Raw genomic sequence first — 22,142 nt, 5'->3', positions numbered from 1 at the left:
GCAGATCACGTGAAGATCACAGAAGAAAGTGCCTGTCATGTTCGGCTGTGCGAACGTCTGCCCGTGTCCGGCCTGTTCGAGCCGCGCTCAGGGGGCGGGCGTGAACTCCACGGGGAGGGTGCGCAGGCCGCGCATGATGAGCCCGCCGCGCCAGCGCAGCTCGGCCGGGTCCGCCCCGAGCCGCAGGTCGGGGAGGCGGGTGAGGAGGGTGGCGAGCGCGGCCTGGCCCTCCAGACGGGCGAGCGGGGCACCGAGGCAGTAGTGGATGCCGTGGCCGTAGCCGAGGTGCTGGTTGTCCCGGCGGGACAGGTCCAGGACGTCCGGGTCGGCGAACCGCTCCGGATCCCGGTCGGCGGCGGCGAGGACGACGAGCACCGGGTCCCCGGCGGCGATGTCCTGCCCGCCGATGGTGAGCGGCCGGGTGGCGAACCGCCAGGTGGCCAGCTCCACCGGGCCGTCGTAGCGCAGGAGTTCCTCGACCCCGGTCTCCAGGAGGTCCCGCTCCCCCGCGGCCAGGGACCGCTGCAGGCTGTGGCGCTGCTCGGGGTGGGTGAGCAGGGCGTAGGTGCCGTTGCCGATCAGGTTCACGGTCGTCTCGAACCCGGCGAACAGCAGGATGAAGGCCATCGCCGCGGCCTCGTTCTCGGTGAGGTGCTCACCGTGGTCGGAGGCGCGGATGAGGCCGGAGATCAGGTCCTCGCCGGGGGTGGGGTCGTCGGGCAGGGCCTCGCGCTTCTTGTGGATGAGCTCGGCGAGATAGCCCCGCATCTTCTTCACCGACCGCGCGACCCCGCCCCGCGGCCCTCCCCCGTGCCGGATCATCATCCCCGCCCAGTCCCGGAAGTCGTCCTGGTCCTCGCGCGGGACGCCGAGCAGATCGCAGATGGCGTAGATGGGGAGCGGGAACGCGAACTCGTGGATGAGGTCGGCCGAGCCCTGCTTCGCGAACTGGTCGATGAGGTGGTCGGTCAGCTCCTGCACCCGGGGCGCGAACTCGGCGACCCTGCGGGGCGTGAACGCCTTGCTGACCAGCCGGCGCAGGCGGGTGTGGTCCGGCGGGTCGATGTTCAGCAGGTGCGTCATCAGCTCGGCCTTGCGCTCGCCCGGGATGCCGGTCTTCCCCTTGGCATGCGCGGGCTCGTCGTGATGCGCCGGGTTCTTGCTCAGCCGCTGGTCGGCGAGGGCCTGCTTGGCATCGGCATACCGCGTGACCAACCAGGCCTCGACCCCGCTGGGCAGCCGGGTCCGGTGCACGGGGGCGTGCCCGCGGAGCCAGGCGTAGGCGGGGTAGGGGTTGCTGGCGAACTCCCAGGTGAAGAGGTCGGGGGCGGTCGGGGGGTGGGGGTGGCTGGGCCGGCTGGTCACTCCTGGACGATATCCAGATCGCTGGTGGAGGTGTGGCCGGGTGGTTCCGGGAGCGATGCGGGGACGCCTTCCGGGTCCAGGGCGGCCGCCTTGCGGAACCACTCCTCGGCCTCCGTGTCCTTCCCCTGCTTCCTCAGCAGCTCGGCCATGTGCAGCTCGGCGTACGCGGCTCCCCGTTCATGACCCTTGAGGTACCACGACAGCGCCTCCTCGTCCCGGCCGAGGTTCTCCAGCGTTAGGCCGAGGTTGACCGCCGCGGACGGGTCTCCGCCCTCGGCGGCCTGCCGGTAGAGGAGTTCCTTCTCGGTGTCGTCGGCGTCCTTCTCGGCGTCGAGATAGACGCCGAGGCTGTTCACGGCGCGGACGTCACCCCATGCGGCGGCGTACCGGAGCCAGTCCTCCGCCTCCTGATCGTGCCAGTAGTACAGGAGGTTGCCGAGGCTCCCCGCCACCTCACGGTGGCCCGCTGCGGCGGCCTTGCGGTACCAGCGCAGCGCCTCGTCCTCGCGTCCGGGCCCCACCAGCATGTCGCCCAGCTCGTGTGCCGCCGCGCCCTCTCCCGCCTCCGCGGCCGTACGCAGCCAGCGCTCGGCGTGGTCGCGGTGGATCCGGCCGAGCTGGAGCGCGGCCCAGGAGTCCCCGCTCTCCGCGGCAACCTCCAGATACGGGAGTGCGGCCTGCTCGTCCCCGTCGATCAGCAGGAAATGCCTCGCCACCTCTCCCGCCGCCTGCGCGTGTCCCGCGTCGGCCGCCCGGTGCAGCAGGGACGTGCCCTCCTCGCCCTCGGTGCGGAGGGCAAGGCTGAACAGCACCTCCGCGTCCCCCGCCTCGACACGCGGGCGCAGCGCCGCGCGGGCCGCCCCGAGAATCACGCCGCGGTCCAGCGGTGCCCCGTTCTCCGCCGCGTCCAGCAGCGTCCACCACACCGTGTCCGGCACCGGCTCCAGGTCCCCCGACCGCAGCGCCTCCGCGACCAGTGCCCCGTACGCCCGCCAGGTGCCTTCCCCTTCGCCCGCCACGATCAGCCCCGAGACCCCGAACATCGGCGCCGTCGCCCAGGCGAGCGCGTCCTCGAAGGACTCCCCCTCCTGCGCCCCGTACTGCTCCTGAACGCTCCTGAGCAGCTCGGCCGGTACCGCGCCCGTGACCCCGCACCGGGCGAGATCGACCGCCGCCCGCACCAGTAACTGCCCGCCCGGATGCTCCAGTTGTGTGCCCACCCGGCGCCACTCGTCGAACAGCAGATGCCCGACCGCGAAGTACGAGGCCGCCCCCTCTCTGCCGCTCCACATGTACGCCGGGTAGGCACGTGGGTCGTCGTGCGCCGACAGCCGTGCCAGCTCGTCCTCACTCCACTCGCGCGCCAGCTCCACCGTGCGCGCCGCGGCGACGACACGGTCGCCGGGGGCGCTCCCGGCGCGGCGCCTGTAGTACTCGGCGGGGCGCATCGTCCCGAGCACGACGGCACCTTGTTCGTTGAGCCGCCCCAGCAGCCGAAGGTCCAGCCGGCCCGGGCCGAGGTGGTCGGTCAGCTCGTCCAGCCAGACGACGTACCTGCCGGGTTCGCTCCGCAGTGTGGCCACCAGCGGACGCAGGTCCTCGCCCGGGTCCGGAGCGTACAGACGATGGTCCTCCAGTGCGCGCACACCGTGCCAGGCGGTGTACGACTTGCCCGCGTACGGCTCGCCCAGGATCAGCACCAGGCTGGTGCGGGCGAGCTTGGCGCGCAGGTCCTCGTCGCAGTCGCGCGGCACATACGGCGGTACGTCGGGCAGCCCCGGCACGGGCCCGGTCGGGTGTACGCCGAACTCCCGCGGCCCCACCTGACCGACGGGCCGCCACTGCGCCGGTGCGGGAACGGCGCCGTAGTGGTTGTGCTGCACCCCCACGACCCGGTCGTGGAAGGTGCCGCGCCGGAAGTCGACGTGGTCTGCGGAAAGGGGCGGGGCCTGCTCCGACTGCGGGCCGGGGTCCGGGTCTCGTCCCGCATCCTGGGTGAGGGCGAACTCCGTTATCAGGCGGCGCAGTTGATCGGCCGCGACATCTCTGGAGGGTGCATGGTCGAGCGTCATGCGCACGCGCGTGAACCAGACCTTCTGCTCCAGCTCCGTGAGACCTGCCGCCGGCCACGGGTCGACGCGGAGTTCGGTCTCGTAGCCGGGAGCGCCGTTGCCCTTGAACCAGGCCGCGAACGCCTTCCGCACCCGGGCCCACTCCACCGGGTCCCGCCTCGCCACGAGGACCTCGGCCCCAACGCTCGCCAGCTCCGACTCCAGCCTCACGCACGCCCCCACACCTCACCACCACGTTCAGGTCAACGGTACTGAGGTGTACGGGCTCTGACGCCCTGTAAGCAGTCAGCTCACCGCCAGTCCTTCGCCTCCGTCCTCCGCATCCCTCTTCCCCTGGTCTTCCGTCTCCTTGATCGCGTCCCGGTACACCCGCGCCGCCGCCCGCAGCGCCGCCTCCGGGTCCACGCCCTGTGCCTCGGCCCGTACCGCCATGGCCAGCAGCTCGTAGCCGATGCCCTCCCCCTGCGGCAGGGGGACGTCCAGACCTGCCGTGTGGGCGCGGGAGGCGAGTTTGGCGGTGAGGGCGAGGCCGGGCTGGCCGAGGGGGACGCCCTCGGTGACCGAGGTGCGCCGCTTCTCCACGGCCTTGGTGCGCAGCCAGTGCTCCTTGACGTCCTCCGGGGTCTCGGCCTTCTCGTCGCCGAAGACGTGCGGGTGGCGGTGGATCAGCTTGGCGACGATGCCGCCGGCCACGTCGTCGATCGAGAACGGCGCGTCCGCGTCCTCCTCGGCGATGCGGGAGTGGAAGACGACCTGGAGCAGGACGTCGCCCAGCTCCTCCCGCAGTTCCTCGCGGTCGCCGGCCTCGATCGCCTCGACCAGTTCGTACGCCTCCTCGATGCCGTACTTCGCCAGGCCCTTGTGGGTCTGCCGGGACGACCAGGGGCATTCGGCGCGGATGCGGTCCATGACCTGGACGAGGTCGAGGAGGCGGGCGCCGGGCAGGTCGTAGGAGGCGGGCAGCAGCTCCAGCTCCGGCATCCGCACCCGGCCGGAGCCGGCCAGGCGGGCCAGGCCGTCGGTGAGGGCGGGCTCTCCCTCGCCGGTGGCCACGACCACCACCGTCCGCCCGCCGGCGCAGGCGTCGACCAGCTCCTGGGCGGTGGGGGACGCGTCCGCCACGGATATCCCGGCTTCCCGCAGATATGGCAGCTGCGGGTGCGCACCGTCCGCACACAGCACCGCGTCGGCGGTGCGCAGCGCCTGCCAGGCGGGCCAGGACAGCAGGCCGGGCGCGACACGGTGGCTGGTGGTGAGCAGGACGATGCGGCCGGGGGCGGCTTCGGGGCTGGTTGCGTTCACGATCCGAACCTAACCCACGGTGAAGAGGGACGGGATCGGTTGTCCACAGGGGCAGGGGTGTCGTGTGATCGTATGACCGACGGTCGTCCACAGGCAGCCTGCCGTACCGTTACGGCACCCCCGGAAACCGGGAAACCGCCCGCTACGCCGTCTGCTGCTGCTCTCCCGCCGTGACCTCCCGCACCCACGGCGTCTTGGCGTCCACCCGGCTGCTCTTCTGCACGTCCCAGGAGCCGTAGCGCGGGTTGAGGTCGACGTGGAGTTCCTCGGAGGCGTTGGACAGGGCCTTCCAGAAAGCGGGCTGGGAGGTGTCGGTGCCGAGCTTCGCGGCGAGCTTCTGTGCCTCGAGCTGGAGGCGGAGGTTGTCGTCGAGGCGCTCGGGCGCGATGCCGTACTTCTGCAGCCAGGCCGTCTCCAGCCCCTTGGCGCCGCCGGCCTGCTGCTCCAGGCCGGTGCGCATCTGCACGACGTCGTTGCGGGTGACCGTGATCCCCGCGTCCTGCGCGGCGCGGTGCAGCACCCGGTCGAGGACCATGTTGTGCAGGGTGTCGCGGGTGAGGCTGCTGGTGGAGGAGAGGACCTGCTGGTACTGGGTCTCGTCCGGCACCGCGGCCCGCTGCGCCTTGCGTACCTCGTTGACCCGGTTCTCCAGCTGGGCGACGGTGATCCGCTGCCCTCCCACGACGGCCGCCGCACCGGGGTGCACATCGTTCCCGCAGGCGGCAAGGAGGGGGGCCGCGGCGGCGATCGCGGCGGAGAGGACGAGCGCGGTGCGACGGCGGCGGTGCAAGGAAACCTCCCGAGGAGATTGTGCGACGGTGCACAAAGTCTTGCGGTGATCGATGGTAGGCAGAGGTCCAGCTCTGGCCAACCCATTCGACCAACGATTCACCACGACTTCAGGCACCGCCGCGCGCACCGGCGGTCCCCTCGTCAGCCGGTGATGGCCACCGGCGCGTCCCACGCGTCACGGTCGACGGTGAGCGTGACGCCGCCGTGCGACTCCTTGCTGTTGACCATGTACTGGTGGGCGCGGCTGTGGTTCGTGAACTGGGTGGAGCCCCACGGCCAGTCCGCTGTGGTGGTGTTCTGCTTGTCCCACAGCGCGTACCAGAGGTTGCCCGGCAGGTCCGTCTTGTCGGTGGCGGTGGCGATCGCCTTGGCGCTGGAGCTGGTGAAGCCGTAGTAGCCGGCGCGGTACGTCTTGGCGTGCAGTTCCTTGTCGAAGGCGCGGACGTACGTCAGCACGGCGGTGTTGCACGACGTGTTCGTGGTGTCGTACGCCTCCATGTCCAGGTAGATCGGGCTGCCGGCCTTGATGCCGAGCGCCGAGGCCTTGGCCACCGCGTCGTCCGCCTCGGACTTGCCGACGGACGCGGCGGTGGCGGCGCTGATCTTCTCGGAGCCGCCGGACCCGCAGGACGGCTGGGCGCCGACGTAGAGGGGGATGAGCTTCCAGCCCATGGCGGTGACGTCCGTGACCCACTTGGACGTGAGGTTGGGCTGACTGCAGCCGCGGTTCTTGCCGCCCACGTAGACGGCGGCGGCGCCGTAGAAGCCGGTGTGCCAGGCCTTCATCGTGGCTTCGGAGGGCGCGGTGCAGGTGTCGAAGGCGCGGCCGGTGAACGTCTTCTGCGCGGGCCAGGTGGTGGCGGCCATGGAGGTCTGGGCGGCGATGCCGGCACCGGCGACGACCGCCGCTCCGACCGCCGCCCACGTGACGTACCTGCGCTTCTTCGACTGCCGATGGCCGGCCATGAAACCCCACCCCTGCTCGTACGTGCCTGGCGAAAAACGAAGCGCAACCTATACGGCGCCGCCCCTGCTTTCGGGAAACGCAGTCTCCCGAAGATCACAAGATTCCCCCGGGGAACGGCAAAATCTAGCCGCGCACCTGTCCCAGCCACTGCAGGGTGCGGCGGATCTCCGCGGCCAGCGGGTGTCCCGGGCCCTGGAAGCGTTCGACATCCATCAGCAGCCGCGCGAGCGTGTCGTGGGCGGCCGGGCGGTCGCCGAGTGCGAGCAGCAGGTGGCCGATGCGGCGCCGCACGTCGTGGGCGAGCTGCGGGTCGCCGGAGACGTACTGGTTCTCGTAGTACGGCAGCAGCGCGCGGTACTCGGCGAGCGCCGCCGCCGGTTCGCCGAGCTGCTCCAGGCACTGGGCGGCCTCGTAGCGGAAGCGCAGGGACTGCGGGTCGGCCTGGCCGGCCTCGGCGGCGCGCTCGTCGCCGAGGCGGCGCAGTTCGGGCAGTGCGCGCCGGTACTGGCCGTCGTCCATGAGGGTGGCCGCGTACTGCTTGCGCAGGGTGCGCACGACCGGGGAGTGCTCGCCGTGCTGTTCGGCCGCGGTGGGCAGGATCGCACCGAGTATGTCGACGGCCTGGGTGATGCGGCCCTCTCCGAGGAGCCGCTTGACCTCGTCGACGGCGGCGGCGACGTCGGGCTTCTCGGCCGTGTTCGGCACCGGTGTCACGGGGGCGGGCTGGGGCGCGGGCGTCCGCGCGCGGTCCGGCCACGGGGCGTGCGGGCGCAGGAACGGGCGCGTGGGGTCCAGAGGCGCCCCGGTGGGCATCCCGCGCGCGGGCAGGAGCAGCGCCAGGTGCTCGTACACCTCCTGTGCGGAGGCCGGCCGGTGCTGCGGGTCCTTGGCGAGCAGGCGCAGGACCAGCGCTTCGAGCGCCTCGGGGACCTCGGGGCGGATACGGCGCACGGGCAGCGGGGGCTCGTACAGGTGCCGGTGCAGCACGCCGAGCGCCGTGGATCCGGCGAACGGCACGTCTCCGCTGAGCAGTTCGTGCATCAGCACACCGAGCGCGTACAGGTCGGTGTACGGGCCGACCGCACCTCCCATCGCCTGCTCGGGCGCCATGTAGGCGGGTGAGCCGATCGGCGAGCCGGTGTGGGTGAGGCGGGTGGTGTCGGTGTCCATGACCGAGGCCACGCCCAGGTCGAGCACCGTGACCGTGCCGTCCTGCTTCACCATCACGTTCCGCGGCTTGAGGTCGCGGTGCACGATCGGCACGGCGTGCACGGCGCTCAGCACGGCGCACAGCTGCGCGGCCACCGCGACCGCCCACTGCCACGGGTACGGGTCGTGCTCGGCGAGGTGGTCGGAGAGGTCGGCGCCGTCGACGTACTGCATGACGAGGAACAGCTCCTCGCCCTCGCTGCCCGCGTCGTGCACGGTGACCAGGCCCGGGTGGTCCACCTGCGCGGTGACCCGGCACTCGCGCACGAAGCGGCGGCGCAGCTCGTCCGCCTCCTGCCCGGCCACCTTGTCGGGGCGCAGCAGCTTCACCGCCACGCGCCGGTCGAGCCGCTGGTCGTACGCCGTCCAGACCTGGCCCATGCCGCCCTGCCCGATGAGCGTGGACAGTTCGTACCGGCCGGCGACGACACGTCCTGTCGCCACGGTCACCGTCCGCCCTCGTGGCCGGCGTCCTGCCTGCCCTCGTCACGGCCGTCCTGGTGGCCGTCGTGCTTGCGCAGGTAGTCGCTCAGCTCGTCCAGTTCGGCACGCACCTGCTCGATCCGGGCGGGCGCCGGACGCTGGGGCGGCGGAGTCGTCAACGGGGGCCGCGGGACGGGCGTGTGCGCCATCGGGGGCGTGGCGAGCGGGGACGGCGCGGGCGCCGGGGTCTGCGCCCCGATCGTCGCCGAGAACGGCGACGCAGGCTGCGGATAGCCGTACCCGGACAGCGCCCGGCTCGCCTCGTACGCCTTCTGGAGCTTCTGGAAGTGCCGGATCTCCGCGACCAGGTAGTACACGAGCGCGACTGGCAGGACGCCGAGGATCAGGAACATCCCCAGGTAGCCGCCCGAGGTGTGGACCTCGTCGCCGGGCTCGCTGCCCAGCAGCACGATGGCGAGGAAGTCGGCCGCCAGCACCGCCACGAACAGGCCCCAGTCCAGCGGCTTGCGCGTGACGGCGGCCAGCCGCAGCAGCATCGCCCAGGTCAGGAAGCCGAGGCTGAAGATCCCGATCGCCACGAACAGCACCCGCATGAAGACCAGCCACCCGGTGTGGGGCGGCTGCTTCACCGGCCGTGCGTAGCCGTGGCCTTGCATGACTGCTCCTGATGCCTGACATGGGTGTACGAGCCCGCCCGATGCGCTCGGCCGGGCGGACGACACCACTCGTGCGATGGTCGCTTCGAGCATATGGCCCGGCGCGGACAACCGGCCTGTGTTGTACCGAACCGTTGTCCGGGCATCGCGGTCAATCCGGCGCGACGGTACCGTCCGTGAGCCCGTCGTACATCCCGCGCACGAGCTGCTCGCCGAGCCGGCTCGCGTGGCGCAGCGTGCGTTCGAACTCGTCGAGTGCGCGGAAACGCGCGCCGTAGCGCCGTTGTTCGTCGAGCGGGAGCCGGGGCAGCTGCAGGCGGCGCACGTCCAGGCGGGTGGCCGTGGACGCGTAGCTGCTGGCCTGGCGGTGGTTGGCCGTACCGCGCAGGAAGCCGGCGAGGAACCAGGGGTCGAGCGCCGTGGGATCGGGGCGCAGCAGCACGAGACTGCGCCCCAGGGCGGCGCCCCCCGTCGCCTCGTCGATCACGCGCGCCACCGAACCACCCCCGAGCACCGGTACGACGACGTCGCCCGGCTCGGTCAGCACGGCCTCCTCGTCGCTCTCCGGGAGCGTCCCGGAGGGTGCCGCTCCGGCGAGCACGTCATGGTCGGTGAGAACGGGCACGCGCGCGCGGCCGCCGTTTCCGCCGGTGCGCAGCACCAGCGCACCCCCGCGCGCGAGTTCACCGACGGTGGTGAGCGGCCACCGCGCGGGCGACACCGGATCGGCGGGGGGCGGGGTGAGGTCGGCGGTCAGCCGCAGGGTCTCGCCGAGGCACTCGCGTACCGCCGCGAGCTGCTCCACGCCGTCGGCCACGGCCGGGGGCGGCAGATGGCGGGCGGGGGCGAGGTCCACGTCGTCGTCGAGCAGCTCGATGACCGGCACGGAACGCGCCAGCCCCGGCCGCTCCTCCAGCCGGCCCGCGCGCTCGAAGGTCCGCCAGGCGTCCAGGACGGCGTCCCGGACCGCCTGCCAGTCCGGCCCGCCCCGCGCCTCGCCCGCGAACCGCCCGGTGTCGGCGAGCAGCACCTCGGGCGCCGCGGGCATCCGGTCCGGCCGTCGCAACACCCATACATGGAGCGCGATGTTGTACGGCGGCGCCGCCCCGACCGGCAGCGCGACCACGGCCCGCAGCGCGCCCCGGCGCAGCAGGTCGGCGCGGATCCGGCGCCCGGAACGGCGGGACGCGGCGGCCGGCGGCATCAGCAGGACGGCGGTGCCGCCGTCGGCCAGCCGGGCCAGCGCGTGCTGCACCCAGGCCAGCTCGGACTCGGTGCGCGCGGGGAAGCCGTACTCCCAGCGGGGGTCGTAGGCGAGTTCGTCGTGGCCCCAGTTGCGCTCGTTGAACGGCGGATGGCACAGGACGGCGTCGGCGCGCAGCTGCGGGTAGGCGTCGCCGCGCAGGGTGTCGCCGACGGCGCCGCGCACGGTGGCCCGGGCGCCCAGCGCGAGCCGCAGCGCGGTCAGGGCGGCGAGGTCGGGCGCGCTGTCCTGGGCGTACAGCTCCTGGTCGGGACGGGCGTCCACGGCGCGCAGCAGGGCGCCTGTGCCACAGGCCGGGTCGAGGACGGTGCGGGCGGGACCGGCGAGGTCGGCCATGAGGCGGGCGAGTTCGGCCGGGGTGAGCGTGTACTGGCGCGGGTTCGCGTCCAGATGCCGGCCCAGCAGGAACTCGAAGGTCTGCCGCGCGCCCATCTCGGCGGCCAGCTCGGCGGCGCCACGCAGGAGGGGGGCGGAGGGGAGGAGTTGGGGGCCGGTCGGGGTGTGGAGGGCGGGTGCGCCGTGGGTGGCCGGTGTGCTGTGGGCAGCGGGTGCGCCGTGGGTGCCCTGCGGGGTGTTCGCGGTGGACGGGGTGTTCGCGGTGGACGGGGTGTGCAGGGCGGACGGGGTGTTCACAGCGGGTGGGGTGTTCACGGCGCTCGGAGCCGGGAAGCCGGCCTCGCCGTGAGCAGCCGTACCTGTGTTCACAGGAAGCGGACTGTTCACAGTCGATGAGGAGCCAGCGGCCCGGTCGGTGTGAACACCGCGGCCGTGCGCGGCGCCGAAGCGCGGGGCGAGCACCTGGTCCAGCGCTCCGGGCAGCATCGCGGCCAGCCGCTCGTCGGAACCGGCGCTCACGTCGAGCCAGACAGTGGGTCGCTCATGGATGAGCAGCAGGGCGCAGCCCGCGTGCACCAGGGCGGTGACCGGCCCCTCGGGATGGCCGGCGAGCTGCTGCCAGACCCGTTCCCGCAGCGGGACCTCGGCGAGCTTGCCCTGCTTGCGCAGCCAGGCCTCCACCTCGGCCAACCCGAAGGACGGGCTGGTCTCGGTGCCGCCGACCGGCTTGGGGAAGTCGGCGTGCCGGCGGCGCCAGTTGCTGACGGCGGCACGGCCCACCCCGGCGAGCCGGGCGATACCGGCCGCGGTCACCTCTGTCGCGTTGTCCTGCACCGGCCCCACTCCCCTCGTCCCGTGTGTGCGCCGAGCATACCGGCGTACACAAGATCCCTGCATTCACGCGCGTGTACACAACCAATGATGTGAATCGTGTTGACTCGGTTCACAGGCTCTGGTCTTATTGACCCAGCGAACGAGCGACCAGCCGGAGGGGGCGGTCGCCACGCCAGGGGAGGGGGTCCCGTCATGGGGATGAAGGGCAAGATCGCGCTGGGCGCCGTCGTGGGGGTCGTCGTCATCGGTGTCGTGTCCGCGAACGCCGGCAGCGACGGCAGCGACGGCAGCGACGGCAAGGACACCAGCTCCGGCAGCAAGGACTCTTCGGCGTCCGCCACGCACCAGCCCGGCGGCAAGAAGGACTCGGGGGGCGCCAAGGCGGCCGAGAAGAAGGCGGCCTTCGGCGGGAACGGCGACTACCAGGTCGGCTCCGACATCAAGCCCGGCACCTACCGCACCACCGGCAACACCGATGGCATGTGCTACTGGGAGCGCGCCAAGGACGCCTCGGGCGACACGGACTCGATTCTGGCCAACGACAACGTCACCGGCACGAGTTACGTGACCGTCAAGGCCGGCGACAAGCTGTTCAAGTCGACCGACTGCAAGGACTGGGAGGCCGTGGACCCGAAGGCGAAGGGCACGCCCGCCTCCTCGATGGACGGCGACGGCGGCATGTTCAAGGTCGGCACGGACATCGCGCCGGGCACCTACAAGTCCTCCGGGAACAAGGACGACTCCTGCTACTGGGAGCGCACCAAGGACGCCGCGGGCGACACGGACTCGGTGCTGGCCAACAACAACGTCACCGGCACGGCCGTCGTCACCATCAGCTCCAAGGACGCGTACTTCAAGACGACCGGCTGCGGCGACTGGAAGAAGACGGCCTGACCCGGCAGGCGCTGCCGCCCCCGGTCGGCGCGGGACGTTGCACTCACGTCCCGCGCCCCGGCACCCGAGCCCCCGCCTCTGGGGCCGCTTCCCCCCACTGCCTCACACCTACCACCGCACACCAAGTACCGACTCCCCCAAGGAAATTCCATGCGTCTTCCGTCCCGTTTCGTCAAGGTCCTCGCCGTCGCCGCGCTCCCGCTGGCCCTGGCCGCCTGCTCCACCGGTTCCTCCGGCACCACCACGCCGGCCAAGGCGACGAAGGCCAAGAACCCCAACGCCGGTCTGATGACGGGCACCCAGTTGAAGAAGGCTCTGGCTCCGGCATCGGTCTTCCCGTCCCACCTCACCACCGTCGCGGACGGCGCCGCCGACAGCGGGAGCGAGTTCCTCGCCCCGAGCAGCCGGAACACAGCGAAGCCGGACTGCTCCAAGTTCCTGAACACCTCCTGGATCGACGTGACCGGCTTCAAGGGGGGCGTGTCGTTCGCGCAGAACGACTACGCGAACAAGGACCAGACCGAAGAGATGGTCCAGGAGATCGACGCGTTCCAGGGCACCACCGCGACGACGGTGATGAAGGAGGTGCAGAACGCCGCCACCGCGTGCGCCACGTTCACGGACACGGACGCGCACGCCAAGGTGAAGCTCTCCGGCCGCGAATCCTCCGGACTCGGTGACGAGGCCTACACCATCACGCTCACCAGCCCTCGCTGGGAGAACGGCACCACCCTGGTGGCCGCCCGCGTGGGCAGCTCGGTGGTCACCGTGATGTCCACGGCCGGCAGCGACAACGGCGCCGCCAACGCCACCAAGCTCGTGGGGCACGTCGTCGGCTCCCTGAAGGACGCGGCCGCCAAGTCCTGATCACCCGGACCGACGGCCGAGCCACGCCTCGCACGAGTCAGGCCGCGCACGGGGCACGCCGAGCACGGGTCAGAGCGGATGCCGCATCCATACGTTGGGTTCGACGTAGACGGCGTACCCCCGCTCCGGTTCGCAGCGGACCGGGACCAGCGCGCCGGGCACCTCGACGTCCCCCGGGGCGTCGAAGGGCAGCCCGGTCCAGCGGCGCCACTCCTCCAGCGAGGCGCCCACGGTCATGGAGGCCGGGGCGATCGAGTCGATGGTGGCGCCGGCCCGGGCGTGCACGCGCAGCCACGGGTCCTCCGGCAGGCCGTCGGGGCGGACCCGGTGGGCGTACTCGGTGATCGGGGTGTGCGGTTCGCGGTGCTTGGCGCTCGGGCGCACGGGGGCGACGACCTCGCAAAAGCCGTGGGCGCGGGCGCCCGCCCGCATCGCCGAGAGCATGACGGCGGACAGACCGTGGCCCTGGGCGTGCGGGGCGATGACGACGGAGATCGCGCTGACCGTGTCCGGGCGGGTGCCGTGGCGCCGGTCGGCGAAGGCCCACAGCAGGATCTCGTCCCAGCCCCGGGCGGGCAGGGTGCCCCGGCCCTCGGCGGCGAGGGAGAAGGGCACGCTGAAGGCGTGGGCGACGACCTCGCCCCGCTCGTCCTCGGCGAACAGCGCGTACTGCGGCAGTTCGGTGGGGATGCGGCCGTAGTGAGCGCTGCCCACGGGGTCGTTGGTCACGAACTCGGGCCATGTGTCGGCCATCCCGAGCACCGCCTGCAGCCGGTCGGGCCGTTCGGCGAGGGTGCTTACCTGTACGTCCATGCCGGCCACCGTAAGCCGCACGCACCCACGGGGGCACCGAATTCAGCCGGTCGCCGAGGGACGGCGGCTCACCGCGCCCGGAACCGGTCCGGGGCCTTGGTCGGGTTGCCGCCCGTGGGGAGGTTCTGGTTCGGGCAGGTGGTGAGGACCTTCTTCATCGCGGCCTTCTCGGCGGCGGTGACCCACAGGCCGTACTTCTTCTTGACGGCCACCTGGGCGGCCACGTAGGTGCAGCGGTAGGCCTGGTTGGGCGGCACCCAGGTGGCGGTGTCGCCGTCGCCCTTGCCGCGGTTGGTGCTCGCATCGACCGCGAGCAGGTTGAGGGGGTCGTTGGCCAGGGCTATGCGCTTGCTGGGGTCCCAGTACTTGGCGCCCTTCTGCCAGGCGTCCGAGAGGGCGACGACGTGGTCGATGTCGACCTGGCTGCGGCCGCGCCGGTAGGTGATGTCCTTGCCGGAGTAGGGGTCGGGCTCCAGGAGGCCGTAGGTGACCTTGCAGGTGCCGCCGGTGAACTTCACCTCCTTCAGGTCGCGCTTGAGTATGTCGTCGCGGGTGTCGCAGGAGTTGGAGTCGGTGTCGGCCCAGGCGGAGCCGAACCGGTCCCGGGAGTAACCGGTCTTCGGGGCGCGGCCCTTGGCAGGCAGCGACTCGGCGGCCGCGAGGGCGGCGCCCCCGCCTCCCGTCCGCTCGGGCCCGGAGGACCCCTTGCCGTGTTCGGCCTTGCAGCCGGCCACGGCGACCATCACGACCGCGGCGGTGACCGCCCCACCCCTCAGACGCCTCACGCGCGTCCCCCCTGGCTCGCCCTGGTCCGCCCTCACATACGGGGCGGATCGTTCCGCCTACCACCGTAACGGCCGTACGACGTCGCTCCGATGGGGGCCGGCGGGGAGATTCCGTGCAGTCGGTGGTGGTGCGGGGGCATGTGCCGCCCGGCACGGAGCGCGGGGCGGTGGGGTCGCACGCCCCCTGAAGGCCTGCGACCCCCGGAATCCTCCTCGCCGCCTACGAGCCCAGGATCGAGGCGAGGAACTCCCCGACCCAGCCGAGCAGTTCGCGGCCGACCAGCGGCTTGCCGCCCACCTTCGCGGTCTTCGGGCGGGGCACCAGCACCTGGTGCACGGCCGGCTTGATGACCGTGCCCGGGTACAGGCGCTTGACCCGCAGCTCCTGCGACTCGCGCAACTCCACCGGCGCGAAGCGGATGTTGGTGCCCTGCAGGACGATCTCGCCGACGCCGCACGCGCGCGCGAGCATCCTGAGCCCGGCCACCAGCAGCAGGTTCTCCACCGGCTCGGGCAGCTTGCCGTAGCGGTCGGTGAGTTCCTCGCGGACCGCCTTGATGTCCTCCTCGGAGTTGGCGGAGGCGATGGCGCGGTAGGCCTGCAGACGCAGCCGCTCGCCGGGGGCGTAGTCGTGCGGGACGTGTGCGTCGACGGGCAGCTCGATCTTGACCTCGAGCGGCGGCTCCTCCTCGATCTCGCCGGTCTCCAGCTGCCGCCGGTAGTCGGCGACGGCCTCGCCGACCATGCGCACGTACAGGTCGAAGCCGACGCCCGCGATGTGCCCGGACTGCTCGCCGCCGAGCAGGTTTCCGGCGCCGCGGATCTCCAGGTCCTTCATGGCCACGTACATGCCCGCGCCCATCTCGGTGTGCTGGGCGATCGTCGCCAGACGCTCGTGCGCGGTCTCCGTCAGCGGCTTCTCCGGCGGGTACAGGAAGTAGGCGTAGCCGCGCTCCCTGCCGCGTCCCACGCGGCCGCGCAGCTGGTGCAGCTGGGAGAGGCCGAAGGTGTCGCCTCGCTCCACGATGAGCGTGTTGGCGTTGGAGATGTCGATGCCGGACTCGACGATCGTGGTGGAGACGAGCACGTCGAACTTCTTCTCCCAGAAGTCGACGACGACCTGCTCCAGGGCCGACTCGGACATCTGGCCGTGGGCGGTGGCGATGCGCGCCTCGGGGACGATGTCGCGCAGTCGGGCCGCCGCGCGGTCGATGGACTCGACCCGGTTGTGGATGTAGAAGACCTGGCCCTCGCGCAGCAGTTCGCGGCGGATGGCCGCGCCGATCTGCTTCTGCTCGTACGGCCCGACGAAGGTGAGCACCGGGTGGCGCTCCTCGGGCGGGGTGGTGATCGTGGACATCTCGCGGATGCCGGTGACCGCCATCTCCAGGGTGCGCGGGATCGGGGTGGCCGACATGGTCAGCACGTCGACGTTGGCGCGGAGCTTCTTCAGCTGCTCCTTGTGCTCGACGCCGAAGCGCTGCTCCTCGTCCACGATGACCAGGCCGAGGTCCTTGAACCGGGTCTCGGAGGAGAACAGGCGGTGGGTGCCGATGACGACGTCCACCGCGCCCTCCTTGAGGCCCTCCAGGGTCGCCTTCGCCTCGGTGTCGGTCTGGAAGCGGGAGAGCGCCTTCACGCTCACCGGGAACTGCGAGTACCGCTCGGAGAACGTGCCGAAGTGCTGCTGCACCAGCAGGGTCGTGGGCACGAGGACGGCGACCTGCTTGCCGTCCTGTACGGCCTTGAAGGCGGCGCGGACCGCGATCTCGGTCTTGCCGTAGCCGACGTCGCCGCAGATCAGGCGGTCCATGGGGACCGACTTCTCCATGTCCTCCTTGACCTCGGCGATGGTGGTGAGCTGGTCGGGGGTCTCCGCGTACGGGAAGGCGTCCTCCAGCTCGCGCTGCCAGGGCGAGTCGCCGGCGAAGGCGTGCCCGGGGGCGGCCATGCGGGCGCTGTAGAGCTTGATCAGGTCGGCGGCGATCTCCTTGACCGCCTTCTTGGCGCGCGCCTTGGTCTTCGTCCAGTCCGCGCCGCCGAGGCGGTGCAGGGTGGGGGCCTCGCCACCGACGTACTTGGTGATCTGCTCCAGCTGGTCGGTGGGGATGTAGAGGCGGTCGCCGGGCTGGCCGCGCTTGGCGGGGGCGTACTCCACGACCAGGTACTCGCGGGTGGCGCCCTGGACGGTGCGCTGCACCATCTCGATGTAGCGGCCGACGCCGTGCTGTTCGTGGACGATGTAGTCGCCCGGCTCCAGGGTGAGCGGGTCGATGGTCTTGCGGCGGCGGGCCGGCATGCGGGCGCCGTCCTTGCCGGCGGCCTTCTGGCCGGACAGGTCGGTCTCGGTGAGGACGGCGAGCCCCAGCGCCGGGTCGACGAAGCCGAAGTCGATCGAGCCGCAGGCGACGTGCACGACGGAGGGGTTCAGTTCGCCGAGGTCGGCGTCGAGGCGGGCTGCGATGCCCTCGCCGCCGAGCACCTCGACGGTGCGGGCGGCCGGGCCGTGGGCCTCGGTGACGAAGACCGTGCGCCAGCCGTCGGCGAGCCAGCCCTTGGTGTCGGCGAGGGCCTTGGCGGTGTCGCCGCGGTAGGTCTCGGGGGCGTGCATGCCCAGCTTGAGGGTGTCGTCGTCAAGCTCTTCGTCGGCGGCGAAGGGCGAGACGGACCACCACATCATGTCCAGCTCGCGGGCGCGGTCGCGGACGTCGGCGATGGACCACAGGGAGGCGGCGCCGACGTCGATGGGGGCCTCGCCGCCGCCTGCCGTGGCCGCCCAGGAGGCCTGCAGGAACTCCTGGCTCGTCGCCACCAGGTCCGCGGCACGGGTGCGGACCCGCTCCGGGTCGCACACGACGGCCATGGCGTCCTTGGGCAGGACGTCGAGCAGCAGCTCCATGTCGTCCACCAGGACCGGCGCCAGGGACTCCATGCCCTCCACCGCGATGCCCTCGGCGATCCTGCCGAGCAGTTCGCCCAGCTCCGGGTGCTCCTCGGCGAGGACACGCGCGCGCGTACGGACGCTGTCCGTCAGCAGCAGTTCGCGGCAGGGCGGGGCCCACAGGCCGTGCTCGGCGACTTCGAGGGAGCGCTGGTCGGCGACTTTGAAGTAGCGGATCTCCTCGACGTCGTCGCCCCAGAACTCGATGCGCAGAGGGTGTTCCTCGGTGGGCGGGAACACGTCCAGGATGCCGCCGCGTACGGCGAACTCGCCGCGCTTCTCCACCAGCTCCACGCGCGCGTAGGCGGCGGCCGCGAGGGCTTCCACGACCTCGTTCAGGTCCGCCGTCAGGCCCGTCCTCAGGGACACCGGTTCCAGGTCGCCGAGGCCCTTGACCTGCGGCTGGAGCACGGAGCGTACGGGCGCCACGACCACGGAGACCGGGCCGGTCTCGGGGTCGTCGGGGCGGGGGTGGGCGAGGCGGCGCAGGACGGCGAGGCGGCGGCCGACGGTGTCGCTGCGCGGGCTGAGGCGCTCGTGCGGGAGGGTCTCCCAGGAGGGGTACTCCACGACGCCCTCCGGGGGCAGCAGCGAGCGCAGGGCCGCCGCCAGGTCCTCGGCCTCGCGGCCCGTCGCCGTCACGGCGAGCACCGGGCGGGCGGCCTCGCGGGCGAGGGCGGCGATCGCGAAGGGGCGGGCGGCGGGCGGGCCGACGAGGTCGATGTGCATGCGGTTGCCGTCCGCGGCCGCCGTGATCGCTTCCGCGAGGGCGGGGTCCTTGACGACGGCGTCGAGCAGGCCGTGCAGGCTCATGGGGGGTTTTCCGTCCGGAGGTGGGCAACGCAAGTAGCCCGGCGCGGGTGGCAGCCGGGGGTGTCCAGCCTACGACGCCGTCGCTGTGGGCGTCGGAGGCTGTGGATAACTCGGGTGGTCCGACAGCACGGGCAGCGAAAAGCCCGGTGCCGGGAAGTCCCGTAGGACTTCCCGGCACCGGGTCTTCCCCCGCAACCCCCGTATGCGGTGGCTGTCGGCCGTGGGGCCGTTAGTCGGTCGCGATGGCGTTCAGTACGTTCATCCGGCCCGCCCGGAACGCCGGGATCAGGGCGGCGAACAGGCCCACGAAGGCGGAGCCGATGAAGACGGCGATGATCGTCGGCCAGGGGATCTCCAGGACCTTCAGGCCCTCCAGCGCGAGGAGCTTCTGGGCGGTCGCACCCCAGCCCATGCCGAGGCCGAGGCCCAGCAGGGCGCCGAAGACGGCGATCACCACGGACTCCAGGCGGATCATGCGGCGCAGCTGGCGGCGGGAGAGGCCGATCGCCCGCATCAGGCCGATCTCACGGGTGCGCTCGACCACGGACAGGGCCAGCGTGTTCACCACACCGAGGACCGCGACGATGATCGCGAGGGCCAGGAGGCCGTAGATCATGTTCAGCAGCTTGCCGATCTGGTCCTTCAGCGCCTTCTTGTAGTCGGTCTGGTCCCGTACGGTCAGCTCCGGGTGGTCGTCGTGCAGGGCCGCCTTCAGCGCCTTGTATGCCGCCGCCTGCTGCCCGTCCTCGGCCGTGGCGAAGACCAGCGCGTCGAGCGGCATGTCGCCGGCGGGCTCGTACTTGGCGAGCGTGGCGAGGGACGTGTACTTGGCGCCCTGGTCGATCACCTCGTCGCTGCTGGTGATCGCGCGGACCGTCAGGTGGGCGGTGGAGCCCTTCCTGAAGGCGACGGTGATCTTCGAGCCGATGTGGATGTCGTGGGCCTTGGCGAACTTCTCGTGCACGGACATCGAGTCGGGCAGGTAGGCGTCCTTGAGGTTCCCGGCGACGGTCTTCTTGCGCACGTCGGTCGCGTACGTCGGGTCGGCCGCCGTGATGTCGGTGTCCTTGAGCGTCTGGCCGTCCGGGGTGGTGAAGTCGGCCACGGCCGGGCGGTACTCGGTGACCCGCTTGAGACCCGGGGTGTTCTTGATGGCCTTGACCGCCTGCGGTGCGATGAGACCGTTCTGCGGGTTGTCCGGCTGGATGATGAAGTCCGTACCGACCGTCTGGTCGAGCTGGTCGGTGGCGGAGGCCACCATGGAGGAGCCGACCACCGACAGGCAGGCCACCAGGGCCAGGCCGATCATCAGGGCCGCTCCGGTGGCGCCGGTACGGCGCGGGTTGCGCAGCGCATTGCGCTCCGCCATCCGGCCGACGGGGCCGAAGACCCGGAGCATGACGGCGCCGAGGACGCGGACCAGGCCGCCGACGAGGAGCGGGCCGATGACGACGAACCCGATCAGGGTGAGGACGATGCCGAGGCCCAGCCAGGACGAGCCGGCCTTGGCCCTGTCGGCGGTGCCGGCCGCGTAGAGGCTCGCGACGCCAGCGCCGGTGAGGACCAGGCCGATCGCGGCGCGTACGACGCCTGACCTGGCGTCGGCCGGGGCGTGCGCGTCACGCAGGGCAGCCATCGGGGAGACCTTGCCGGCGCGCCGGGCGGGCAGGTAGGCCGCCAGGACGGTGACCACGACACCGAGGAGCAGGCCGGTCACCGGGGTCGTCCAGGCCACCGTCAGGTCATCCGTGGACAGGTGCATGCCGATGTTGCCCATGAGCTTCATCAGGCCGACCGCGATGCCGACACCCGCGCCGACGCCGAGGACGGAGCCGATCACGCCGAGCAGCAGCGCCTCGATGAGCACGGAGCGGTTGACCTGGCGGCGGGAGGAGCCGATGGCCCGCATCAGGCCGATCTCGCGGGTGCGCTGGGCGACCAGCATCGAGAAGGTGTTGACGATCAGGAAGATGCCGACGAGGAAGGCGATCCCGGCGAAGCCGAGCATCGCGTACTTCATGACGTTCAGGACCTTCTCGACGTTCTTCTGGTTGGCGGCGGCGACCTCCTTGGCGGTCTGCACCTTGTAGCCGTGGCCGAGCGCGGCGGTCACGTTCTTCTTCAGCTGCGCGTCGGTGACGCCCTTGGCGGCGGTGACGTTGACGTTGGTGTACACGCCGGTCCGGCCGACCAGGTTCTGCTGGGCGGTCTTCGTGTCCAGGTAGAAGATCGCCGCGCCGGGGTTGGTGACGGTGAAGGTGGCGATGCCGGACACGCGCGCGTGGTGCGTGCCGACGACGTTGATCATGCCGATGTCGTCGCCGAGCTTGAGGTGGTGCTTGTCGGCGGTGTCCGCGTCGACCATGACCTGGCCGGGGCCCTTGGGCGCCGCACCGGAGGTGATCTTCATGGTGCGGGCGTCGTTGCCGTTCCAGCTGCCGACGATGGTGGGCGCGCCGCTGCTGGGCGACAGCTTGTCCTTGTCGGCGTCGACCACGGTGACCGAGGTGGAGAACACCGTGCCCTCGGCCGCCTTGACGCCCTGGGCGTTGCGGATCTCGCCGACCACGGAGGCCGGCAGGACCGGCGGCTTGCCGGTGCGGGAGGTGGTCTCGCCGGTGTTGGAGGAGTCCTTGGCGGTGACCGTCACGTCCGACGAGGTCGCCTGGAACAGGTTGTCGAAGGTGGTGTTCATCGTGTCGGTGAACACCAGGGTGCCGCAGACGAAGGCGACCGACAGCAGGACCGCGACCGCCGACAGCGCCATGCGGCCCTTGTGCGCGAAGAAATTGCGCATCGAGGTCTTCAGGACGGTCATGACGTACGCCCCCGGGCGTCGAAGTCCTTCATGCGGTCCAGGACCTGATCGGCCGTCGGCTGGTACATCTCGTCCACGATCCTGCCGTCCGCGAGGTAGAGCACGCGGTCCGCGTAGGAGGCGGCTACGGGGTCGTGGGTGACCATCACGATGGTCTGGCCCAGCTCGTCCACCGAGCGGCGCAGGAAGCCCAGAACCTCCGCCCCCGCGCGCGAGTCGAGGTTTCCGGTCGGCTCGTCACCGAAGATGATCTCCGGGCGGGCGGCGAGCGCACGGGCCACGGCGACGCGCTGCTGCTGGCCGCCGGAGAGCTGGGTGGGCCGGTGCCCCAGCCGTCCGGCAAGCCCCACGGTCTCCACGACCCGGTCCAGCCACTCCCGGTCCGGCTTGCGGCCCGCGATGTCCATGGGCAGCGTGATGTTCTCGAGCGCGTTGAGCGTCGGCAGCAGGTTGAAGGCCTGGAAGATGAACCCGATCCGGTCCCGGCGCAGCTGGGTGAGCTTCTTGTCCTTCAGGCCGGTTATCTCGGTCTCGTCCAGGTAGATCTGCCCGCTGGTCACGGTGTCGAGGCCGGCGAGGCAGTGCATCAGGGTGGACTTGCCGGAACCCGAGGGGCCCATGATCGCGGTGAACTGGCCCCGGGCGATGTCCACGTCCACGTGGTCCAGGGCGACGACACGGGTCTCGCCGGACCCGTACGCCTTGACGACCTGCCGCGCCCGCGCGGCAACGGCCGTACGCCCTCCAGTTCCCCCGTGCCTGGTAGTGGTCACAGCCGATGTCACGGTATGTCTCCTAAATCGGTTGGCAGGTGTGTCGTCGCGCCCCGGTGTGCCGGTGCGTCGTCCTGGGTACGGCGTCGAGTCTCGCGTGCGGCGGGCATGCCCCGCGCTGGTGCGAAGCCCCCTCTTGTGCGGGGGAAAACCCCACCCCCGCCGGTTCGGTCAACCGCCCCCCGGCGGCGTAAAGC

The 22,142-nt window shown here is 71.7% G+C and carries 15 protein-coding genes; 2 read left to right on the top strand and 13 right to left on the bottom strand.

Translation table 11 applies throughout. The features are described 5' to 3' along the window. Positions 1 to 87: 87 nt before the first annotated feature. The 8 genes from ACFY3C_RS35285 to ACFY3C_RS35250 all read right to left on the bottom strand — a co-directional run bounded on the left by ACFY3C_RS35285 (position 88) and on the right by ACFY3C_RS35250 (position 11,241). Positions 88 to 1,365: a cytochrome P450 gene (locus ACFY3C_RS35285; RefSeq protein WP_390773698.1), complete on the bottom strand. Its 1,278-nt coding sequence runs from the start codon at positions 1,363 to 1,365 to the stop codon at positions 88 to 90. After that, positions 1,362 to 3,647, bottom strand: coding sequence for a tetratricopeptide repeat protein (locus tag ACFY3C_RS35280; protein ID WP_390773697.1), 2,286 nt, complete (start codon positions 3,645 to 3,647; stop codon positions 1,362 to 1,364). The genes ACFY3C_RS35285 and ACFY3C_RS35280 overlap by 4 nt, the downstream gene beginning before the upstream one ends. 75 nt (positions 3,648 to 3,722) lie before the next feature. Beyond that, positions 3,723 to 4,739, bottom strand: coding sequence for a nucleoside triphosphate pyrophosphohydrolase (locus tag ACFY3C_RS35275; RefSeq protein ID WP_390773696.1), 1,017 nt, complete (start codon positions 4,737 to 4,739; stop codon positions 3,723 to 3,725). Positions 4,740 to 4,881: 142 nt separating this feature from the next. Continuing rightward, positions 4,882 to 5,529 carry a SurA N-terminal domain-containing protein gene (locus ACFY3C_RS35270; RefSeq protein ID WP_386573193.1) on the bottom strand — a complete coding sequence of 216 codons (648 nt, stop codon included), beginning with the start codon at positions 5,527 to 5,529 and terminating at the stop codon, positions 4,882 to 4,884. 143 nt (positions 5,530 to 5,672) lie between these two features. Next, on the bottom strand, positions 5,673 to 6,497 hold the full coding sequence (locus tag ACFY3C_RS35265) for a glycoside hydrolase domain-containing protein (RefSeq protein WP_390773695.1): 825 nt from the start codon (positions 6,495 to 6,497) through the stop codon (positions 5,673 to 5,675). 124 nt (positions 6,498 to 6,621) lie between these two features. Continuing rightward, a complete protein-coding gene (locus tag ACFY3C_RS35260) occupies positions 6,622 to 8,115 on the bottom strand; it encodes a protein kinase (RefSeq protein ID WP_386573852.1) in 1,494 nt (497 codons plus the stop codon). Between the two features lie 38 nt (positions 8,116 to 8,153). Beyond that, a complete protein-coding gene (locus tag ACFY3C_RS35255) occupies positions 8,154 to 8,807 on the bottom strand; it encodes a hypothetical protein (RefSeq protein WP_390773694.1) in 654 nt (217 codons plus the stop codon). A 151-nt stretch (positions 8,808 to 8,958) separates the two neighbouring features. Then, on the bottom strand, positions 8,959 to 11,241 hold the full coding sequence (locus tag ACFY3C_RS35250; RefSeq protein WP_390773693.1) for an N-6 DNA methylase: 2,283 nt from the start codon (positions 11,239 to 11,241) through the stop codon (positions 8,959 to 8,961). Between the two features lie 192 nt (positions 11,242 to 11,433). Here ACFY3C_RS35250 and ACFY3C_RS35245 point away from each other — a divergent pair, with 192 nt between their 5' ends. Beyond that, on the top strand, positions 11,434 to 12,135 hold the full coding sequence (locus tag ACFY3C_RS35245) for a hypothetical protein (protein WP_390773692.1): 702 nt from the start codon (positions 11,434 to 11,436) through the stop codon (positions 12,133 to 12,135). Positions 12,136 to 12,285: 150 nt separating this feature from the next. Continuing rightward, the gene (locus ACFY3C_RS35240) at positions 12,286 to 13,002 is read left to right on the top strand and encodes a hypothetical protein (protein WP_386573199.1); all 717 of its coding nucleotides are present in this window, start codon (positions 12,286 to 12,288) and stop codon (positions 13,000 to 13,002) included. Positions 13,003 to 13,071: 69 nt separating this feature from the next. On the opposite strand, the gene ACFY3C_RS35235 is transcribed toward ACFY3C_RS35240, so the two are convergent. From ACFY3C_RS35235 to ACFY3C_RS35215, 5 genes are all read right to left on the bottom strand, one after another. Beyond that, positions 13,072 to 13,815 (bottom strand): N-acetyltransferase, encoded by a 744-nt coding sequence (locus tag ACFY3C_RS35235; protein WP_390773691.1) that lies wholly within the window; start codon positions 13,813 to 13,815, stop codon positions 13,072 to 13,074. 68 nt (positions 13,816 to 13,883) lie between these two features. Next, a complete protein-coding gene (locus ACFY3C_RS35230) occupies positions 13,884 to 14,600 on the bottom strand; it encodes an HNH endonuclease family protein (protein ID WP_390773690.1) in 717 nt (238 codons plus the stop codon). Positions 14,601 to 14,820: 220 nt separating this feature from the next. Beyond that, positions 14,821 to 18,354, bottom strand: a complete 3,534-nt coding sequence (gene mfd / locus ACFY3C_RS35225; RefSeq protein ID WP_390773689.1) for a transcription-repair coupling factor — start codon at positions 18,352 to 18,354, stop codon at positions 14,821 to 14,823. A 229-nt stretch (positions 18,355 to 18,583) separates the two neighbouring features. Continuing rightward, positions 18,584 to 21,172, bottom strand: coding sequence for an ABC transporter permease (locus ACFY3C_RS35220; RefSeq protein ID WP_390773688.1), 2,589 nt, complete (start codon positions 21,170 to 21,172; stop codon positions 18,584 to 18,586). Further along, positions 21,169 to 21,957, bottom strand: a complete 789-nt coding sequence (locus ACFY3C_RS35215; protein WP_390773687.1) for an ABC transporter ATP-binding protein — start codon at positions 21,955 to 21,957, stop codon at positions 21,169 to 21,171. Before ACFY3C_RS35215 ends, ACFY3C_RS35220 begins: the two co-directional genes overlap by 4 nt. Positions 21,958 to 22,142 lie beyond the last annotated feature (185 nt).

The organism is Streptomyces sp. NPDC001410, from assembly GCF_042895235.1.
Classification (GTDB): domain Bacteria; phylum Actinomycetota; class Actinomycetes; order Streptomycetales; family Streptomycetaceae; genus Streptomyces.
The sequence above is the reverse complement of the archived record's forward strand: the minus strand, read 5'-3'. Positions and strand labels throughout refer to the sequence as shown.